We start from the raw sequence: 17,833 nt of genomic DNA on the forward strand, positions 1-17,833 counted from the left end.
ACAGGCCCGTCGAGCAGGCGAGCGCCCGTGCGGGCCACGTCGAGACTCGCCCCCTTCCTTACCTTCATGGCTGAGCGCGGCGCACCCGCCGCCTGACGCCCGAGGGCGAAGGAGACCAAGGCATGGGGGATACCAGCGTGAAGAAGGTGGAGAGCCGGCACTCGCCCCGGGGAGACATGGGGCAGAAGTACCTGGCCTCCGGCGTACGAGTGTCCATGCGGCTGTGGGAGGACGAGCCACCCGGGGAGCCCCGGCCCGCGTCCCCTCGCGACTATGAGACGGTGGGCTTCGTGCTGAAGGGCCGCGCGGAGCTGCACCTGGAGGGGCAGGTCATCCTGCTCAACCCCGGTGACTCGTGGCTCGTGCCGCGAGGCTCCAGCCACACGTACAAGATTCTCGAGACGTTCTCCGCGGTGGAGGCCACCAGTCCTCCCGCGGCGGTGCATGGCCGTGACGAGGGCGCGGAGAAGGAGAAGAAGCCCGCGAAGGCCTGAGGGGTTTCGCGAGGTCGGGAGTCGACGGGGTCGCCACTCGCGATGGAGGCGGGCGGTGACCCCGTCGATGCCAGCTCAGGTGTCGCGAAGGGGCGGAAGCCTGGCGCGGGTCCACATCTCGCGAAGTCGTGCGCGGAGCGCCTCGGGTGTTTCGGTCAGCAGCCGCGCGAAGTCCGCGGTCGCATCCCCCAACAGCTCGGGCTCCCGGTCGCGCATGAAGCCCGTGGCGGCCTGGACGAGCCATGAGGCCGACTCCTCCCTCTGCCCGCACTCCAGCTCCAGGATGCCCAACTGGAGGCGGGTTTCAGTGGAGACGCGCCGTTTGCCAAGCTTCTCCCGGAGGGCGAGCGCCTTGAGGTACCACGTCCGTGCCGCCTCGAACTCCCGCTGCTCCCGGGCGAGCCCCCCGAGCCGGTGGCAGACCATGGCCGCGTGGTCCTCGCTTCCCAGCTTCTCGTCGAGGACGAGCGCCTGGAGGAACCACGTCTGGGCCGCCGCGAAGTCCTTCCGCCTCCGGGCATTCGCCCCGAGCCGGAAGTAGCCGCTCGCCACGTCCCGCTGGTGGCCCCGCTTCTCGTCGATGGCGAGCGCCTTGCGGTACCACGCCTCGGTCTCCTCGAAGTCCTGCCGCTCCCGAGCAACTCTCCCGAGCTTGGTGCATGTTCGAGCCACCGCGTTCTCGTCACCCTGCTTCTCCTGGCTCGCGAGCGCCTTCAGGTACCAGGATTGAGCCGCCTCGAAGTCCTCCCGGTTGAGGGCGACCCTTCCCAGGTCGGAACAGGTGTTGGCCGCGTCGTGCACGTACTCCTGTTTCTCTTCGAGGGCGAGCACCTTGAGGAGCCACGTCTCGGTCGCCGCGAAGTCCTCCCGTTCCTCCGTCACCGTCGCGAGCTGCTCGCAGGTGTGGAGCACCGCGTCCTCGTCGCCTTGCTTCTCCCGGATGGCGAGCAACGGGAGGTACCACGCCTCGGCCGCCGCGAAGTTCCGCCGCGCACGGGCCAGGGTGGCGAGCCGCGAATACAGGCCGGCCATGCCGCGCTCATCGCCCAGGCGTTGGTAGAGGGCGAGTGCCTTGCGGTAGCACGTCTGGGCGGCCTCGAAGTTCCTCCGCTTGCTCGCGACGATGCCGAGCTGGGTATAGCTGATGGCCGCGTCGTGCTCGTTGCCCAGTCTCTCCTCGATGGCCACCGACTTGCGGTACCACGCCTCGGCCGCTTCGAAGTTCCGCTGTTCGTGGGCGAGCCTCCCCAGTTGATAGGCGGTGCCCGCGAGGGTGCGCTCCTCGCCCCGCAGCTCATCCAGGGCGAGCGATTTGAGGAACCACGCCTCGGCGACCTCGAGGTCTCTCTGCGCCCAGACCACCCTCCCGAGTTGGTGGCAGTACGCGGCGGTGCTGGCCTCGTCGCCCTTCGCTTCCACGAGGGCGAGCGCTTTGAGGTACCACGTCTCCGCCTCCTCGAAGTCCTTCTGTGCCTCGGCGACCTCCGCGAGCAGTTTGTAGGTGGCGTCGTCGTACGCGTTGCCCTCTTTCTCCTCGAGGGCCAGTGCCTTGCGGAACCAGGTCTCGGCCGTGTCGAGGTCCTTCCTCGACCGCGCCACCTTCCCGAGCTGGTGGTAGGCGTAGACGGTGCCGTACAGCTCGCCCGTCTTCTCGACGATGCCGAGCTGCTTGAGGTACCACGCCTCGGCCGCGTCGAGGTCCTTGCGCTTCCGGGCCAGGTCCCCGAGCAGACCGCAGGTGCTCTCCGCGAGGGACTCGTCGCCCCGCGCTTCCGCGTCGGCGAGGGCCTTGAGGTACCAGACCTCCGCCGCTTCGAAGTCTCGATGGTGGTACTCGGCGGCTCTCCCGAGCGACTGGTAGAGGTTGGCCGTGTCCTGCGCTCCCTTGCAAGAGCGCTCCTTGCGGTGCCACATCTCGGCCGCTTCGAAGTCCCGCCGCTTCTCCGCGAGCCTGGTGAGGGAGCCATAAAGACTGCCCTCTCCGTGCGTATCTCCGCGAGCCACTCTGATGGCGAGCGACTTGAGGTACCACGCCTCGGCCGCCGCGAAATCGGACAGCTTTTCGGCGCCGCCTCCGAGCCAGAAGCAGGTCCGGTCCAGGCCGTCCGCGTCGGGTGTCTGCTCCTCGATGGCGAACGCCTTGAGGAGCCAGGTCTCGGCCTCCTTGAAGTCCTGCTTCTGTTTCGAGATATCCGCGAGCAGGTGGTAGAGGCGGTTGTTCGCGTGGCCGTGCTGCTCTTCGAGCGCCAGCGCCTTGAGATACCAGGCCTTGGCTGCGTCGAGGTCACGTTGCTCCAGGGCGGCATCTCCGAACTGGTGGTAGGTCGCCACGGCACGGACTTCGCCGCCTGGCTTTCCCTCGAGGGAGACCTCCTTGCGGAACCACGTCTCGGCTGCCTCGAAGTCACTCCGCTTCTCAGCGAGCCTCCCGAGCTGACGGCAGGTTCTCGCGGTGCCGTACGCGTCGCCCTGCTTTTCCAGGAGGGCGACCGACTTGAGGAACCATTGCTCGGACGCCTCGAAGTTCCGGCGCACCCAGGCAATCTCTCCGAGCTGGTGACAGGTGTTGCCGACGCTGAGTTCGTTGCCGTGCTTTTCTTCGAGGATGAGCGCCTGGAGGAACAACGTCTCGGCCTCCTCGAACCGACAGCGCACGTGGGCGAGCCTCCCGAGCAGATGGAGGGCCACCGCCATCCCCGCCTCGTCGCGTTCGGCGGCCCATTCGAGCAGGTCCTTGGAAAGACGCTCCGCCTCGGCGAGGTCGCCCAGGTTCAGGGCATGGCGGGTGAGCGCGTGGGTCAGCGTCGAGCGCATCGCCGCCAACCCGTGCGCCTTGGCGAGCTCCAAGGCGTGGTGGAAGTTGGCGCCGTGGACGAAGAAGGGGTCGCGTTGCTCGTCGAGCGACCAGGGTTTGAGCTGGCTTGCGACCTGACCCATCCGTTCGACGAACGCCCGCTCCCAGTCCTCCCGGTTCTCGCGGACGTGGGTTCTCAAGTACCGGGTGAGGACGGGCTGGAGCGCATGGACGCCCGGCTTGTGTGGGGACACCAGCCCCGCGATGGTGAGGAGCCCGAAGAGCCGCTCGACCTGTTCGGAGTCACTGGCCCCGGGGACCGACGCCCCCATCCGGACGATGTCCGCGGACTCGGCGAAGCGCTCATGCACGCCGAGCGGCACGAGCAGCGAGCGCAGCTCCTCGGGCAGCCTCGCGGTGAAGAGTCGCAGCGTGGCCACCACCTTCGCGAAGGATGCGTCCCCATCGAGTCCCGGCCCGGCGCTCGCCTCACGCAGGGTCTTCAAGAGGACTTCCGCTGCCGGGTCCTCCAAGTGGGGCAGGGCCATCCGCATCATCAACGGGTGGCCCTCCATCGCCTCCATCAGTGCGGCCTCGTCCGGGGTCCTCTGGTCCGGTGTCCCGACGGGGGCGCGAAGAAGGGTGGCTCGAAAGCGCCATCGCTCCTCTTCCGGCAGGCCATCCAGGCGGATTCGGGTGACGAGCGACTCGTCGAGCCACTTCTCTTCGTCGTGGCTGAGGATGAGCACCCGGGTCTTGCCGCCCCGCAGTTGCTCCAGGAACCGCTTGAGCCACGCCCGGTCCTCGGCGGGAAGCAACCCTCGCGTGGACTCGAACTGGTCCCACACCACGACGTGTGGCTTGCGCTTCAACTGCCGCGACACGATGACCTTGGCGCCCATCGGTTGCGACAGTGCGTCGTGGTCCTGGAACTCCACCACGAACGGGTTGATGACATGCTCGGCGCTGCGGATGTCGCTGAAGTCGAACCAGAACGCCTTCTCGCGGAGCTTCTCCTTCGTCGACAGCCCGTGCAGGAAGGCGCGGACCAGCGTGGTCTTGCCGATACCCGCGGGTCCGTGAACGAGGATGCCCACCGGGGACGGGCGCATCGCGCGCCACAGCTCGCTGAGTCGGTCTTTTCGGCTGTGCAATGCGAGGAGGCTCTCGCCGACATTCGCCTCGTCGTTTTCAGTCATCAATGGCGGGTATTTCAACCCGATGGCATCTGTATGGGGAGTACAGCGTGTCCCAGAGCGGCATGCGACGCAAGGCCGCGCCACTTCAAGGTCCGTCAACTCCGAGGCTGGATGGGGGCTCGGGAGCGTCGCCCCCAGGCGACGAAGAGAGAGAGGCCGACGAGCAGGAAGTTGAAGGGCGTATTCGCGGCCTCTCCGCGTGAGAGGTGGAAGAGGATGGCGGAGACCTGGAGCGCCGCGCAGCCCAGTGCGGCGAGGACTGTCAGGCCCGGCTTGATTCGAGTGAGCGAGGGCAGGACGACGCCAATCCCGCCGAGCAGGTCGAACAGCGCCGTTGTGTACAGGAACGCCACCGGAACCTGACCTGCCCACGGAATCATCGCGGCGAGCGCTGCGACTGGCGTCAGGAGCTTCCAGAGGCCGGTGCCGGCGAAGAGGATTCCCAGGAGTGCCTGAACGAGCCACAGACTGGCGGGGAGCGTCTTGGATGGACTCGTGCTGCCGGTGATCGCCGTGGTCATGGAATTCCTCGGGTTCTGCTCTGGTGCTACCAATCGCGCTCCCAGCCTACGACGCGGGGATGGGCATCGCGGTTGAAGAAGACCTGGAGACGTCCCCCCAGAAGGTAGAACGGCAAGGGCTCGTACTCCCATGTAACGGTGGGGCCCGACGAGGGCACACTGATGCTGGAGGGGAGTCCAAGGACTCGCTCGACTTCGGCCTGCGTGCGCCCTTCCAGCGCCGCTTGCCGTGCCCGCTCCACCAGTGCATCCACCCGCGCCGAGTTGATGGGCTCCAGCACTGCTGCCTGCATCCAGGGGTTGACGAGGATGATGAGTCCCACGAGTCCCCACGCGAAGCGCAGCTCGCGCAGCTTTCGGTCGTGCAGCCACGTCAGCAGGATGAGGTATCCCACCGCGAAGCCGGAAGGGCAGAACCCGAAGAGGAAGATCCCGGTGAGCGGCACATCACGATAGAGGGATGCCAGTGAAGTCATGCGTGTCGCTCGTCTCCGATGAAATTCGTGCCTCCGGCGCTGGCGCCGTGAACCCTAGCAGAGCGCGCTTCCAATGCCTCTTGTGAGGCGGAGGCGAGAGCCGCTCAGGCTGGCGCGAGGCATGCTCCAGGACAAACAGGAACCCGCCCGGACGTGCGTGTCCTGGCGGGTGCGTCTGATGGCCCTACGGCGACCAGCGAATGCGCCTGACGCCGCCGTGGTTCGAGCACCTGCCCTGGGCCCCGTCGCGGCCGTTGCCGCATACCTGGTAGGAACTGGCCACGTCGCCGTCACAACAACGGACCTCGCACGTGCGCCATCCTGGAACGCACGCACGACCCACAAGGCATGACGACGCGGCTCCACGACTCTCATGGCCTCCTCCACTTCGTTCCGCGTCTGCAGGGGCCTGAATTTCAGACGCAGATAGGAATACGCCCCGGTGTCTGTGAATTAAGCGCCGTCGTACTTGGGGCGGGGTCCGAGTTGGCCAGTGGTCGTTTGCCGTTGATTCCAGATGGAATCATCCCATGCCGCCACGAGAACCCCTCGGCCGAATGCGAGCACCGCGAACGGCCGTCCGAGGCCGCGCCGGGCCGCAGGGCTCCCGTGCATTGCAGGGGCCTGTCCGTGCTTCCACCTTCATCCAGGGCGTGCGACGCGAGGCCCCGGGGCGGAGGCGCGGCACATGGCGGGCGCACGGACGTTCGGACACGGGCTCGAAAGGCTGCCTGCCCCGAGGCTCGTGGCGGCCCACGACTTCCACCGGAGCCGCTGGTGGTTGCGCCAGTCACTCTGGTGGATGCCCATCGTGGGCGCGCTGCTGGGCGGCCTCATGGGCGTGGTGCTGGTGCGGCCTCCTTCGGGGCTCTCGCCCGTTTTGCGGGGCGTGGCGTGGGATGCCTCTGTGGTCGAAGCCCGGACCATGCTCTCCACGGTGCTGGGCATCGTCCTGACCTCGCTGAGTGTCGTGCTGTCGCTGTCCATGATCGTGGTCCAGAACGCCGCCGCGCAGTACTCGCCACGCTTGCTGCGCATGTACCTGCGGGGCCCGGGCATCCGCTTCATCATTCCCATCTTCATCTCCACGAGCATCTTCTGCCTCGTGGCGACGGAGATGCTTGGGTTCACGCCCACCGATGGACGGTATCCGCGGCCCGCGCTCGGCATGGCCATGGTGCTGCTCATCCTCTGTGAGGCGGCGCTGGTGTTCCATGTCCTCAACACCTTCCAGTTGATGCGCGTGGAGAACATCGTCCGGCAGATCCGCCAGGATGCGTTGGACGGCGCCCGCGCGCTGGCGCGGCGCCGGAGGCACGACGTGGAGCCGCCCCAGCCGGCGCGGACGTCCTCTCAAGACACCGTCGTGTTCCGGGCTCACGGACAAGGCTTTGTCGTGGACGTGGACGGGGCCTCGCTCTTGTCGTGGGCCGAGGCGCGGGGACTCGAGGTGCATGTGGACGTGGCCATCGGCGAGCCCGTGACGCGGGGCGCGGTGCTGGGGCGGGTGGCGCCAGGACGGCCCGAGGTCTTCCCTCATCTGGAGAAGGCCATCCTGCTGGGCCGCTGGCGCGAGCAGGGCTCGGATGTGGCGCTGTGCATGCGGCAGCTCGTGGACATGGCCGTCAAGGCTCTCTCACCCGCCGTCAACGACCCCTATACGGCCCTGGAGGTGGTGGATCAGCTCACCTTCCTGCTGTGCGCGCTGGAGCCGATGCGACTGGGGCCGCGCGTGCTCGCGGATTCCTCGGGGCGCCCACGGGTGTTCCTCCGCGCGGCCACGTTCCGCGACTACCTGTCGCTCGCCACCCGGCAGATCCTCCGCTACGGCGCTGGCGAGCCCATGGTGGTGCTCCGCCTGCAGCGGCTGGCGGGAGAGGTCGGCCAGCGCGCCACGACGGAGGAGACGCGGCAGGCGGTGCGGGACGCCCTGCACCTCATCCAGGCCGAGGCGGAGCGCGCCCAGGTGGGCATGCCGGACCTCCAGGAGCTCCGACGCCATGGCGCGGCGATGGAGCGCTTGATGGAAGGAGGCGCCATGCCTCCTGTTCCGATGCTCGCCTTCTAGCCCCTCGGGTGGGTGGCGGACGGCTCAGGGCCGTACGTCTTGCTCGAGTCGACGCAGGGCGCTGGCCAGGTCCGCGCCCAGGGCGAGCACCTGGGCCCGTGTGTCCGGGAGGTCCTGGCCCGTGCGGGAACCGGAGACGTCGAGGGAGAGGCGCGCGCTGGCGGACTGGGAGCCGCACCGCACCTCGAGTTGTCCCTGGAGTCCGAGCTGGAGGGCGCCATTCACGGGCCGGGAGCCGCTGCCTCCGTTGAACCTCACCGTGGACGTGCAGCCGCTTTCAGGAGGAAGCGGGCAGGAGCCCTCGTTGATGTTGAAGGTGGTCTCGCCCGTCATCGTCGCGAGGATGCCGGTGCCACAGTTCATGTCGTTGAGATGGACATGCACCCTGCTGCGGACGCTGTGGGTGGCGTCGATTCGGACGACATCCCGGATGGGGGTGAAGTCCGTGCGGCCATTCAGCTCGGTGCCCAGGGTCCCCGTGACGTCATACGTGCCCGTGACGTTGGGACGATGGTCGGGCTGGTTGTCGTCCGGAGGTTCCACGTACCCCGGCTCCTCCGGGGACTTGGAATCACTCTCACCACACGCACTGAGTGCCAGCAGGGCAACAGCCATCAAGAGGCGCGAACGCAGCATCTGGGCTCCCTTTCAAGGGGACGAAACGCGAGACATCACTGCCGGCCTTGCTGCCCCGCGTTCAGGGAACCCCGGAGGTCCATTTTCCGCGCAACGAAAGTTGCCGTTTTTGCCCATGCCTGGCCACCCGTTCGTTCCGTGCTGACGTCGCGGGGGGCCGACTGTTAGAGCGCTGATGCATGCGAATCGCCATCTCCGGGACTCATCGCGCGGGGAAGTCCACCCTTATCGAGGAGTTGTCCGACCTCCTCCCCACCTACGTGACGGTGGATGAGCCGTACCACCAGATGGAGGAGGAGGGGTACGCGTTCGCGGAGACCCCGTCGGTCGAGGATTTCGAAGCGCAGCTCGCGCGCTCCATCGACAACCTGGAGGAGGGCACCCGCGACGTGTTGTTCGACCGATGTCCGGTGGACTTCATCGGATACCTGTTGGCCCACGAGGACAGCGACGCGTTCGACCTCGATGCGTGGCTCCCGCGCGTACGCGGCGCGCTCCAGAAGTTGGATTTGATCGTCCTCGTCGGCATCGAGCGCCCGGACCGGGTCTCGCTCTCCGCCTCGGACGACAAGGCGCTGCGTCTGGCTGTCGACGAGAAGTTGAAGGACCTCCTCCTCGAGGATGCTCACGGCTTCGAAGTGGAGGTGCTCGAGGTCGAAGGTTCTCCGAGAGCGCGTGCGAAACAGGTGCTCGCGCACCTCTCTGAAGCAGATTGATAATGAGACGCTCCTGTTGACTGACGCATGTGACCTGCCGTTAAAGTGTCGCTCGCAGGGGCCGAAGAGAGCGCTGACGTGGTCAAGGTGGAGTGGTTGCGATGCGTCGTGAAGGCGGCCCTGCTGAGGGGCGGCCCTGCCCGTGCTGACTCCGATGTGCCTGGCTGGGGAACAACGACGTCCGGGCGTGCCCCGTCAGACGTGTTGAGTCCCCCCAAGAACCTCCTCGTGGCGGGTGGCCCAGGAGTCTGTCCTTGACCCACGGACTTCCTCGGAACTCCCCGGAGTAGTTCGCATCCCCTGGGCAGCCCCTGACGCGAGAGCTCGTCGGCTCGCTCCGGGTCCGTCGCCGTTTCACGCATTTCTCCTCCTTCGCCAGAACTCCATGCTCTTGCCTCAATCACAAGCGCGGCTCGCGCTCATTCTCTTGTTTTGTCTGGGCCTCCTGCCACTCGAAGAAGCCCATGCCGCCTGTATCGACGGGGAGACGGTTTCCTGTTCGTCCGGCGCGTGTCAGGGAACCCGAATCTGTGAAGGAACCGCCTACGGGCCCTGCACTTATTCACTGGAGTCCACCACCTCGTGCTCTGTCTGCGGGCGCAACGGGAAGCTCCAATGTAGCGCCACGGGAAGCACCATCCCCGGCTCCTGCACCGCGTTGCGGGACGAACTCTGCAACAGCTGCGACGACGACGGCGATGGCGCCGTGGACGAGGGCCTGTCGGGGCTGTCGTGCACCATGGCCAATGGCTGTGGTGGCGTCAGCGTGTGCGCGTCGGGGGCGAGCACCTGTGCCTGGACCGCGGGCAGCACGAAGGCCTGTGACTGGTGCGGGCCGAGCGGCCGCTCCGTCTGTGGACAGGACGGCTCCGTTGGACCGTGTCAGCCCGTGTCTCCCTCTCGCGAGGTCGAGTGCAACCGCTGTGACGACAACAAGGACGGCATCCCCGACGGGGCCACGGGCAACGCGGAGTCCTGCAACGGGCAGGACGACGACTGTGACGGTGCCATCGATGAGGGGAGCAGCGGCATCGAGGGGGATGTGTGCCAGGTGGATGTCGTGCAGGCCTGCTGCGAGCCCACGACCTGCCAGGCCCAGGGCAAGAACTGCGGCGCCCTCGCGGATGGCTGTGGTGGGACGCTGAACTGCGGGACCTGCCCGAGCGGCCAGTCCTGTGGCGCTGGAGGGGTGGCCAACGTCTGCGCGTGTACCCCCATTCCGCAGGCTACCGCGTGCAACGGCAAGTGCGGCCTGGTGCCCAACGGGTGTAACGGCTCGTGGAATTGCGGCGGCTGCGCCGGCACGCAAACGTGTGGAGGAGGTGGCACGCCGAACGTCTGCGGCTGCACCGCACTCCCGCAGTCCACCGTCTGTGCCGGAAAGAACTGCGGCACGGTGTCCGACGGCTGCGGTGGCTCCTACTCCTGTGGCGGCTCCTGCTCGGGCGCCAACACCTGTGGCGGTGGCGGTACGCCCAACGTCTGCGGTTGCGCTGTCTACGAGGATGCCTGCGACGGCAGGGAGTGCGGAACCGCGAGCAATGGCTGCGGTGGGACGGTGAACTGCGGCAGTTGCTCGGGAGGTGCCTACTGCCGAGCGGGTGTCTGCACGGGCGGCTCCGAACCCATGAAATCAGAGCAGCGGCGATGAGGCGCACTTCGGACGTCGTCTCTCGGGACCTCCAGGACATCGACATGACATCAGAGCCACTTCAGAAGAAGGATGGTCGGGCGAAGCGCGCCCTTTCGCTGTGCATGCTGGGCCTCTATGGCGCGAGCCTTCTCGGGTCGTGTGGCCCCATTCCGGGCAGCGGCGAGGGACTGACCGAGGCCGAGGTCTCGGAGAACCGCCTGAGCGGGGATGAGCGGCTGCTGCCGCCCGTGGGAGCGGTGGTGGACACCAATGCCCTGGCCGGGCTCGCCGCGGGTGCCACCGAGGGAACGTTCTCGGTCACCCCGGATGGCGCGGCGACCTACCGTCTGCCCTTGTGGGTGCCTCCGGGCCGCGCGGGGATGCAGCCGGAGCTCGCGCTCAGCTACCACAGCCGCTCCGGGATGGGGCTGGCTGGGATGGGCTTCACGCTGACAGGGACGCTCTCCCGCATCACCCGTTGTCGCAAGACGCTGGCGCAGGACAGCGCGGTGGCGCAGGTGCGCTTCGACGCGACGGATGCGCTGTGTCTGGACGGCGCCCGGCTCATCCACCTCAACCCCGAGACGACGCAGTACGGCGCCAGCGGGAGCGTGTACCGCACCGAGGTCGACACCTTCGCCCGGGTGATGCTCTCCACCAGCACCCCGAATGGTCCGCCGGATTACTTCGAGGTGCGTCAAAAGGACGGGCGCATCTTCACCTACGGCGCCGTGCTGGCGGGGATGCGGGTCCTCCCCACCCAGGCGCTGCCCGCGGGCGTGAGCACGGCGAACCTCCAGGCGGTGCGCTACGCCTGGGCCCTGTCCGAGGTGAAGGACAGGCAAGGCAACTACCTGCGGCTCGGCTACGACCTGCTGGGCGACCAGGAGACGGGCTACGAGCAGCGGCTGAAGCACATCGAGTACACGGGCTCCTACACGGACGCGACCGTGGCCGCGCGTCTGCGTCGCGTGGAGTTCCACTACGAGCCGGGGGACCTGGATGAGTCCTACGTGGCGGGCTTCAAGATGCGCTCGGCCTCGCGCCTGGACCACATCGACATGTTCGCGCCGGACGTGCCTGTCTCCCAGTGGGAGTCGGGTCCGAGCACCCTCTGGCGCAGGTACGCGCTCGAGTACCGGAACGACAGTGTCTCCGGACGGAGCCTGCTCAAGTCCGTCCAGGAGTGTGACGGCCGGAACGCGTGCAAGGAGAAGACGACGTTCGACTGGGAGCTGGGCTCGGAGCAGTTCCTCACCCTCAACACGGGCATCGCGGACGTCGCGGCCAACAGCGACGTCCCCGACACGTCCAGCACCCTCCATTACAAGGCCCGCGACTTCTGGAACCTGCACGTCGCGGACGTCAACGGAGACGGTAAGGACGACCTGCTCTACCGCTTCATGCGGTTCTCCTCCACCGCGGGCTACTCCCCGGCGGAGTGGCGTCTGCGGTTGAGCAACGGCTCGGGGTTCGGCGGCTATACCACCGTCAGTCTGCCTGCCTCGCAGGTCGGTGACTCGCAGGATGACCTGTCGGCCGTCGACATGGACATGGACGGAAAGACGGACATCGTCGCCCTCAACCGGACCGACTGCGACAACAACATCAGCGGCCACTTCCAGGTCTACCGCTACAACGGCTCCAACTTCACTCCCGCCGTCCTGGACGGCCATGAGACGTATGCGGTGTGCGGCACGTCGACCGCGACGGTGAAGCCCCCGGGCCTCCAGGTGGCCGACCTCAGTGGCGACGGCCTGCCGGACCTGCTCCGCTCGTGGCGCCCCAGCAACGCGGGCACGAGCGTCCCCACGGAGTGGGCCTGGCGGCTCAACCAACTGGGCACCACCGGCACCCTGGGCTTCCCTGGCTATACCGCCATTGGCGCGCGCTCCGGCGTGGACCATTCCGGCTTCGTGGCGGACGTGGACGGCGACGGCGCCGCCGAGGTGCTGCTGCGCAAGCCGAACACCCTGCCCACCACCCAGTCACGCAGCCCGGATGGGTTCGCCGGGTACTACACCGCGGTGGGCATCAACCCGGATGGCAGCCGGCGCGAGACGGAGACGACGCTGACGGCCCTGCCATGGGACTACGAGTTCAGCGGGCCCTTCCACTACCGCGATATGTGGATGGTGGACGTGACCGGCGATGGGCTGCCGGATGCACTCACGCTTCACAAGGAACGTCAGCCGCATGACGGCGTCCCGCGCGAACTCCGGTTGGCCATCAACAACGGCAGTGGCTTCCTGCCTCCGCAGACGCTCTCCATTCCCGCGGGGGCCATGCCTGGCCCCTCGCAGTGGGGAGCGGTGGGGCGCTTCGTCGACAGCGGCGTGCGCCTCCTCGACTACAACATGGATGGGCGTCAAGACCTGCTGCTGACGGACAGTTACAATGACCGGGGCACCATCCGGACGAACCTCACCGTGCTGTTGTCGACGGGCGCTGGCTTCACCTCGAAGGTGCTGACCGGCCTGCCGGTGGGGATGTCCACGGGGCAGGGCTTCACCTCACCCCTGGGCTCCACCACGGATCTGGAAGGGGCCGGCTGGGGGCAGAAGCTCACGCGGGTGGGCGACATCAACGGTGACGGCCTGCAGGACATCATCCAGGTCGTCGGGAACGTCTTCACGAGCCAGCTCGTGGTGCACCTGCGCCAGGGCCTCAAGCCGGACCTGCTCCGCCGGGTCACGGATGGCAATGGCAAGTGGGCCTCCTTCGAGCACCGCGCGCTGGGGAACTCTCCGGGCCACTTCACGGCGGGCGGGTGCACCTATCCCCAGTACTGCGGGGTGCGGGGCATGTGGGCCGTCAATGCGTACATGACGGACAACGGGCTCGACGGCCCGGATGCCTTCTTCCACTGGTCCATCCTCGCCTACGAGGGGGCTCGCACGGACCTCCGCGGCCGTGGCTGGCTGGGGTTCTCCCGCCGCACCGTCACCGACCAGATAACGAGCAAGGTGACGACGACGGTCTATGACAACACCACTCGCACTGGCACGCTGTACCTGCACGCGTTCCTCCCCAAGCAGGAAGAGGTCGCCACGCCCCTGACGGGACGCACCCATACCGTCACCAGCACCTTCACCCGCGAGCCGCGCATCGCTCCGGAAGGGCGCACCCGGTTCCTCTGTCCCTCGGTGACGACCCTCTCCGAGAAGGACGGAATCTTCGGCACCGTGTCGTGGAAGCTCCAGTCCCAGGACTGCGACGGCTACGGCAATGCCACGCGGCTCTTCACCGTCGTGCGCACGGATGAGAACGCCGTCGAGGGCACCTGGACGGAGCGCGTCCTGGAGGTGGAGAACCATCCATCCACCTGGGTACTGGGCCTCACCCGGCGGGAGACGGACACGTCCTACACTCCAGCCTCGACCCGCCATCCCGGCGGACAGCAAGCCACCCGCGCCACGACGTACCAGTACTGCCCCGGAGCTTCCTGCCCGGAGTCCAATGCCCTGTGGCGCGTCACCCAGGCGCCGGAGGGCACCGCGGACACGAAGCTCTTCACCACGTACTCACGCGACCTCACCGGCCAGGTGACGTCCATCGAGACCTCGGACACGCAAGGGGTGCTGCCGCGTCTGGAGCAGATCTCCTACGAGGGCCTCGAGAAGATCTTCCCCACGGTCATCATCAACGCCGCCGGGCACCGCACCGACGTCGCCCATCACCCGGGGTTGGGAGTGGTGGCGCTCACCGAGGACCCCAACGGGGTGCGGGTGCGCAACGCGTATGACGGCTTCGGTCGCCTTCGGATGGAGACGGCTCCCTACCGGGAGGGAGGAGCTTCTGGGGGTGCCACGGTTTGGATGGAGTACCACCGGGAGGCGCCGGGAACCCGCATCACGGTCCAGCGGGACGGCAGTCCCTCCCTGACTCACAGGCTGGACCGCTGGGACCGGGAGATCTACACCCTCGTCCAGGCCGCCGACGGCTCCTGGAGTCGCGCGACGATGGCCTATGACTTCTTCGGGCGCACCTTGCGCATCACGCAGCCTCGGTACGACCGCGAAGCCGAGAAGGCCACGACCTTCACCTACGACAACCTGGGGCGGAAGTTGAAGCAGACGAACCCGGACGGCACCTTCCGGGAGTGGGTCCACGAGTGGCGCACCACGACTGTCTATGACGAGAAGCGGAACAAGACCTACGTCAACCGCAACCCGCTGGGGCAGGTGGTGCATGTGAGCGAGCTGCGGGAGCCATCCGCTCCCTGGCTGGTGACCGAGTACCTCCACGGGCCGTTCGGCGTGCTGGACTCGACGAAGGACCCGAGCGGCGCCGTCACGGTGATGGAGTACGACGTGCGGGGGCGTCGCACGAAGCTGCTGGAGCCCAAGCTGGGCGCGCTCATCACCCTCTACGACGCCTACAGCGATGTCCGTGAGGAGACGGACGCGGCGGGCGTCCTGACGCGCTATGCCCACGACACCCTGGGGCGCGAGGTGTTCATCCGGAACCCGGATGGCCAGACGCACCTGTTCTGGGACACCGCTCCCCAGGGCAAGGGGGTATTGGCCAAGGCGGAGAACGACCGGAACACCGTCGCGACCGCGGATGACGTCGTCACGACCTATGCCTACGACACGCTGGGGCGCTTCACGCAGGAGTCGCTGTCGCTCAATGGCGCGACGTACCCCGTCGACCAGAGCTACGACGGGTACGGGCGTCTGGACAAGACCTGGTATCCGACGGGCCCCGGTGGCACCCGCCTGGCCGTCCAGCAGACGTATACGGCCACGGGTTACCCCGAGTCCGTGCGAGACGCCGCCACCAGCGCCGAATACTGGCGCGTGAAGGACCGGGATGCCGCCGGCCGCCTGCTCGTCGAGGCGCGGGGAGGCAATGTCCTCACCAGCTGGAACCGCTACGACGGCCAGGGGCGTCTGCGCTTCATCGAATCCCGCAAGGCGGCCGGACAGCTCGTCCAGTCGCTGGCGTACAGCTACAACGCGGATGACAGCCTGCGCAGCCGTCACGACAACCTGAACCAGGTGACGGAGTCGTTCCAGTACGACGGCGTGGACCGCCTGACGCGTTGGACGGTGCAGGCGGGCTGCGACAACACCGTCACCAACTACGGCTACGACGACCTGGGCAACCTCAACGCCAGGCGGGTGGTCCGCAATGGCACACAGACCGAGCAGCTCTACTTCCAGTACGGGGCCCTCACCGCGTCACGGCACGCCATCACCGGCGTGAGCACGGACCCTGCCTTCGGCACACTGGCTGAGACGTTCAGCTACGACACCGGGGGGAACCAGACCCAGGCGAACGAGCCCGCGACGGGGCGCTTCCGCAACATCACCTATACCGCCTTCAACCTGCCCTCGACGCTGGTGACGCAGCAGGGAACGTTGACGTTCACCTACGACGCGCTCCAGCGCCGCACGCTCAAGCAGCACAGCAACGGGGACTCCACCCTCTATGTGGCGGGAGGCCTCTACGAGAAGCGCAAGAAGGCGGGCGTCGAGTCGCACGTCTTCCAGGTGATGGCCAGTGGGAAGGCGGTGGCGCAGGTGACGCTGGCCGCGAGCGGCGGCGCCACGCCTGTCACCACGTACCTGCTGCACGACCACCTGGGCTCGGTGGAGACGGTGACGAACGACGCAGGCAACGTGCTGGAGCAGCGCAAATACCAACCCTTCGGGGCGCAGGGCCGGGCGGACGACCCGACGCTGGCGCCGGCCTCCACCGCCAGCGACGTGCGTGTGGGCTTCACCAGCCACGAGTGGGACGACGAGGCGGGGCTGGTCAACATGAAGGGGCGGCTCTACGACCCGAGGGTGGGGCGCTTCCTGACGCCCGACCCGGTGGTCAAGGCGCCCTATTCCAGCCAGGCGTTCAACCGCTACAGCTATGGCTTCAACAACCCCCTGCGCTACGTCGACCTCAGCGGGTTCACGCCCACCGAGTCCTCGAGTGTCGTGGGCACCTGGCATACGGCGGACGGCGAACTGATGGAGATCTGCGGCTCGGCGAACCCCGGTGACTGCGGCGCTCCCAGCGTGGGAACGGGGACTGGTGACGGAGTCGGACAGGGTGACAGCACTCCTTCGGCCGTCGCGGGTGGGGCGGACCAGAACGGCAGCATGGAGACGGGCTACGTCGAGTCCTCGTGCAAGTACTGCGTGGGAGATGGTCGCGGCCTGTTCGCGATGAACGACCAGCAGATGGATTCGCTCCAGGGATGGCTGCGGGAGACCAAGTGGTCCTACGTCCCCTTCGTGGGGCTCGGCACCACGTCGCTCAACCTGATGCTGTCGTTGATGCGAGGTGACAACGATGAGCTGGCCAGTGATGTGACTCAGGTGGTCATCTCACTTGCCTCCGCGAAGGTGGTGGGGTTCGCGTTCAAGACCGCGGCACCCATCGTCACCTCGGCGACCCGCAGTTTGATCAACAGGGCGGGGCTCGCCCTCGCCCCGAGATTCCCGCTCGGAGGCTGCTTCGTCGCGGGGACTCCCGTCCTCACCGCGGAGGGACTGAGGCCCATCGAGGAAGTCCTGGCGGGAGACTGGGTGTGGGCCTGGAACGAGAAGACGAAGGAGCCGGGCTGGCACCGGGTGACGAGGACCTTCATCAAGCCGGAGAGGGTGGTGCTCCGCGTCGTCCTCGAAGCGCCTGATGGCACTCGTGAAGAGCTCGGAGTGACGGCGGAGCATCCGTTCGGCGTCGCCGGCCAGGGCTGGACGGAGGCACAGGACCTCCGCGCCGGGGACGGGGTCGAAAGCGCCACGGGACAGCTCCTGCGCGTCCTCTCCGTCGCGACGTCCGCCGAGCAGCAGGTCGTCTTCAACTTCGAGGTGGAGTTCGCCCACACGTACTTCGTCGGGGAGTTCTTCTCGTGGGTCCACAACAACTCGGTGAGCGGGCTGGCCGTGAAGGAAGCCGTGTCCTTCACCTACGGCGAGCTGCGCAAGGCGGGCCTGCACCTCACCGACCGGATGTCCGGAAACCAGTTCGTGAAGCTGGTCAAAGACATCCAGAAGGACGGCATCAAGGACAAGCTCATCAACTTCGTCAAAATCGCGAACGAGAACTACGTCGTGCTCGGAAACAACCGGTTGCAAGCCGCGCGAAAGCTGGGCCTCGCCGATGAGTTGATCTTCAAGGAGGTGCAGCTGCCGTTCCGAGGATTCAAGACGGAGGATGATGTCATCGAGGCCGCCGCCGATTTCCTGAGCGGAGGCTGAGACAGCAGGACTGCGTGAGGGTGGTGCCCCGGGTGGAGCGGGTGCCACCGCACAGGCCCTGCCGGCGGCGGAATGCCGGCAGGGCCTGTGT

Annotated in this window: 9 protein-coding genes; 5 read left to right on the forward strand and 4 right to left on the reverse strand. The window is 67.3% G+C overall.

Annotation, left to right across the window (positions count from 1 at the left end; translation table 11 throughout):
* Positions 1-122 precede the first annotated feature (122 nt).
* Entirely contained in the window at positions 123-494 is a 372-nt protein-coding gene (locus HUA74_RS03115; RefSeq protein ID WP_141642748.1) for a cupin domain-containing protein, read from the forward strand.
* A 75-nt stretch (positions 495-569) separates the two neighbouring features.
* Here the strand turns inward: HUA74_RS03115 and HUA74_RS03120 are convergent, their stop codons facing one another.
* From HUA74_RS03120 to HUA74_RS03130, 3 genes are all read right to left on the reverse strand, one after another.
* Positions 570-4,487 carry a tetratricopeptide repeat protein gene (locus HUA74_RS03120; RefSeq protein ID WP_174453352.1) on the reverse strand — a complete coding sequence of 1,306 codons (3,918 nt, stop codon included), beginning with the start codon at positions 4,485-4,487 and terminating at the stop codon, positions 570-572.
* Between the two features lie 95 nt (positions 4,488-4,582).
* Positions 4,583-5,008 (reverse strand): DoxX family protein, encoded by a 426-nt coding sequence (locus HUA74_RS03125; protein WP_174453353.1) that lies wholly within the window; start codon positions 5,006-5,008, stop codon positions 4,583-4,585.
* Between the two features lie 26 nt (positions 5,009-5,034).
* Positions 5,035-5,484, reverse strand: a complete 450-nt coding sequence (locus HUA74_RS03130) for a hypothetical protein (RefSeq protein WP_174453354.1) — start codon at positions 5,482-5,484, stop codon at positions 5,035-5,037.
* Between the two features lie 688 nt (positions 5,485-6,172).
* Here HUA74_RS03130 and HUA74_RS03135 point away from each other — a divergent pair.
* A complete protein-coding gene (locus tag HUA74_RS03135) occupies positions 6,173-7,552 on the forward strand; it encodes a DUF2254 domain-containing protein (protein ID WP_174453355.1) in 1,380 nt (459 codons plus the stop codon).
* Between the two features lie 24 nt (positions 7,553-7,576).
* Here HUA74_RS03135 and HUA74_RS03140 read toward each other — a convergent pair whose 3' ends face one another.
* Positions 7,577-8,188 carry a hypothetical protein gene (locus tag HUA74_RS03140; protein ID WP_174453356.1) on the reverse strand — a complete coding sequence of 204 codons (612 nt, stop codon included), beginning with the start codon at positions 8,186-8,188 and terminating at the stop codon, positions 7,577-7,579.
* Between the two features lie 179 nt (positions 8,189-8,367).
* Here HUA74_RS03140 and HUA74_RS03145 point away from each other — a divergent pair, with 179 nt between their 5' ends.
* The 3 genes from HUA74_RS03145 to HUA74_RS03155 all read left to right on the forward strand — a co-directional run bounded on the left by HUA74_RS03145 (position 8,368) and on the right by HUA74_RS03155 (position 17,742).
* Entirely contained in the window at positions 8,368-8,904 is a 537-nt protein-coding gene (locus tag HUA74_RS03145; RefSeq protein WP_141642742.1) for an AAA family ATPase, read from the forward strand.
* Positions 8,905-9,562: 658 nt separating this feature from the next.
* A complete protein-coding gene (locus HUA74_RS03150) occupies positions 9,563-10,555 on the forward strand; it encodes a hypothetical protein (protein WP_174453357.1) in 993 nt (330 codons plus the stop codon).
* Positions 10,556-10,599: 44 nt separating this feature from the next.
* Positions 10,600-17,742, forward strand: coding sequence for an FG-GAP-like repeat-containing protein (locus HUA74_RS03155; protein ID WP_174453358.1), 7,143 nt, complete (start codon positions 10,600-10,602; stop codon positions 17,740-17,742).
* The last annotated feature ends 91 nt before the right edge of the window (positions 17,743-17,833 follow it).

Origin of the sequence: Myxococcus sp. CA051A (genome assembly GCF_013336705.1) — a bacterium.
Classification (GTDB): domain Bacteria; phylum Myxococcota; class Myxococcia; order Myxococcales; family Myxococcaceae; genus Myxococcus; species Myxococcus llanfairpwllgwyngyllgogerychwyrndrobwllllantysiliogogogochensis.

Coding starts and splice junctions, on each gene's coding strand:
- HUA74_RS03120 (WP_174453352.1), bottom strand. CDS start 4,487: ATGACTGAAAACGACGAGGCGAATGTCGGCGAGAGCCTCCTCGCATTG.
- HUA74_RS03140 (WP_174453356.1), bottom strand. CDS start 8,188: ATGCTGCGTTCGCGCCTCTTGATGGCTGTTGCCCTGCTGGCACTCAGT.
- HUA74_RS03130 (WP_174453354.1), bottom strand. CDS start 5,484: ATGACTTCACTGGCATCCCTCTATCGTGATGTGCCGCTCACCGGGATC.
- HUA74_RS03115 (WP_141642748.1), top strand. CDS start 123: ATGGGGGATACCAGCGTGAAGAAGGTGGAGAGCCGGCACTCGCCCCGG.
- HUA74_RS03125 (WP_174453353.1), bottom strand. CDS start 5,008: ATGACCACGGCGATCACCGGCAGCACGAGTCCATCCAAGACGCTCCCC.
- HUA74_RS03135 (WP_174453355.1), top strand. CDS start 6,173: ATGGCGGGCGCACGGACGTTCGGACACGGGCTCGAAAGGCTGCCTGCC.
- HUA74_RS03155 (WP_174453358.1), top strand. CDS start 10,600: ATGACATCAGAGCCACTTCAGAAGAAGGATGGTCGGGCGAAGCGCGCC.
- HUA74_RS03145 (WP_141642742.1), top strand. CDS start 8,368: ATGCGAATCGCCATCTCCGGGACTCATCGCGCGGGGAAGTCCACCCTT.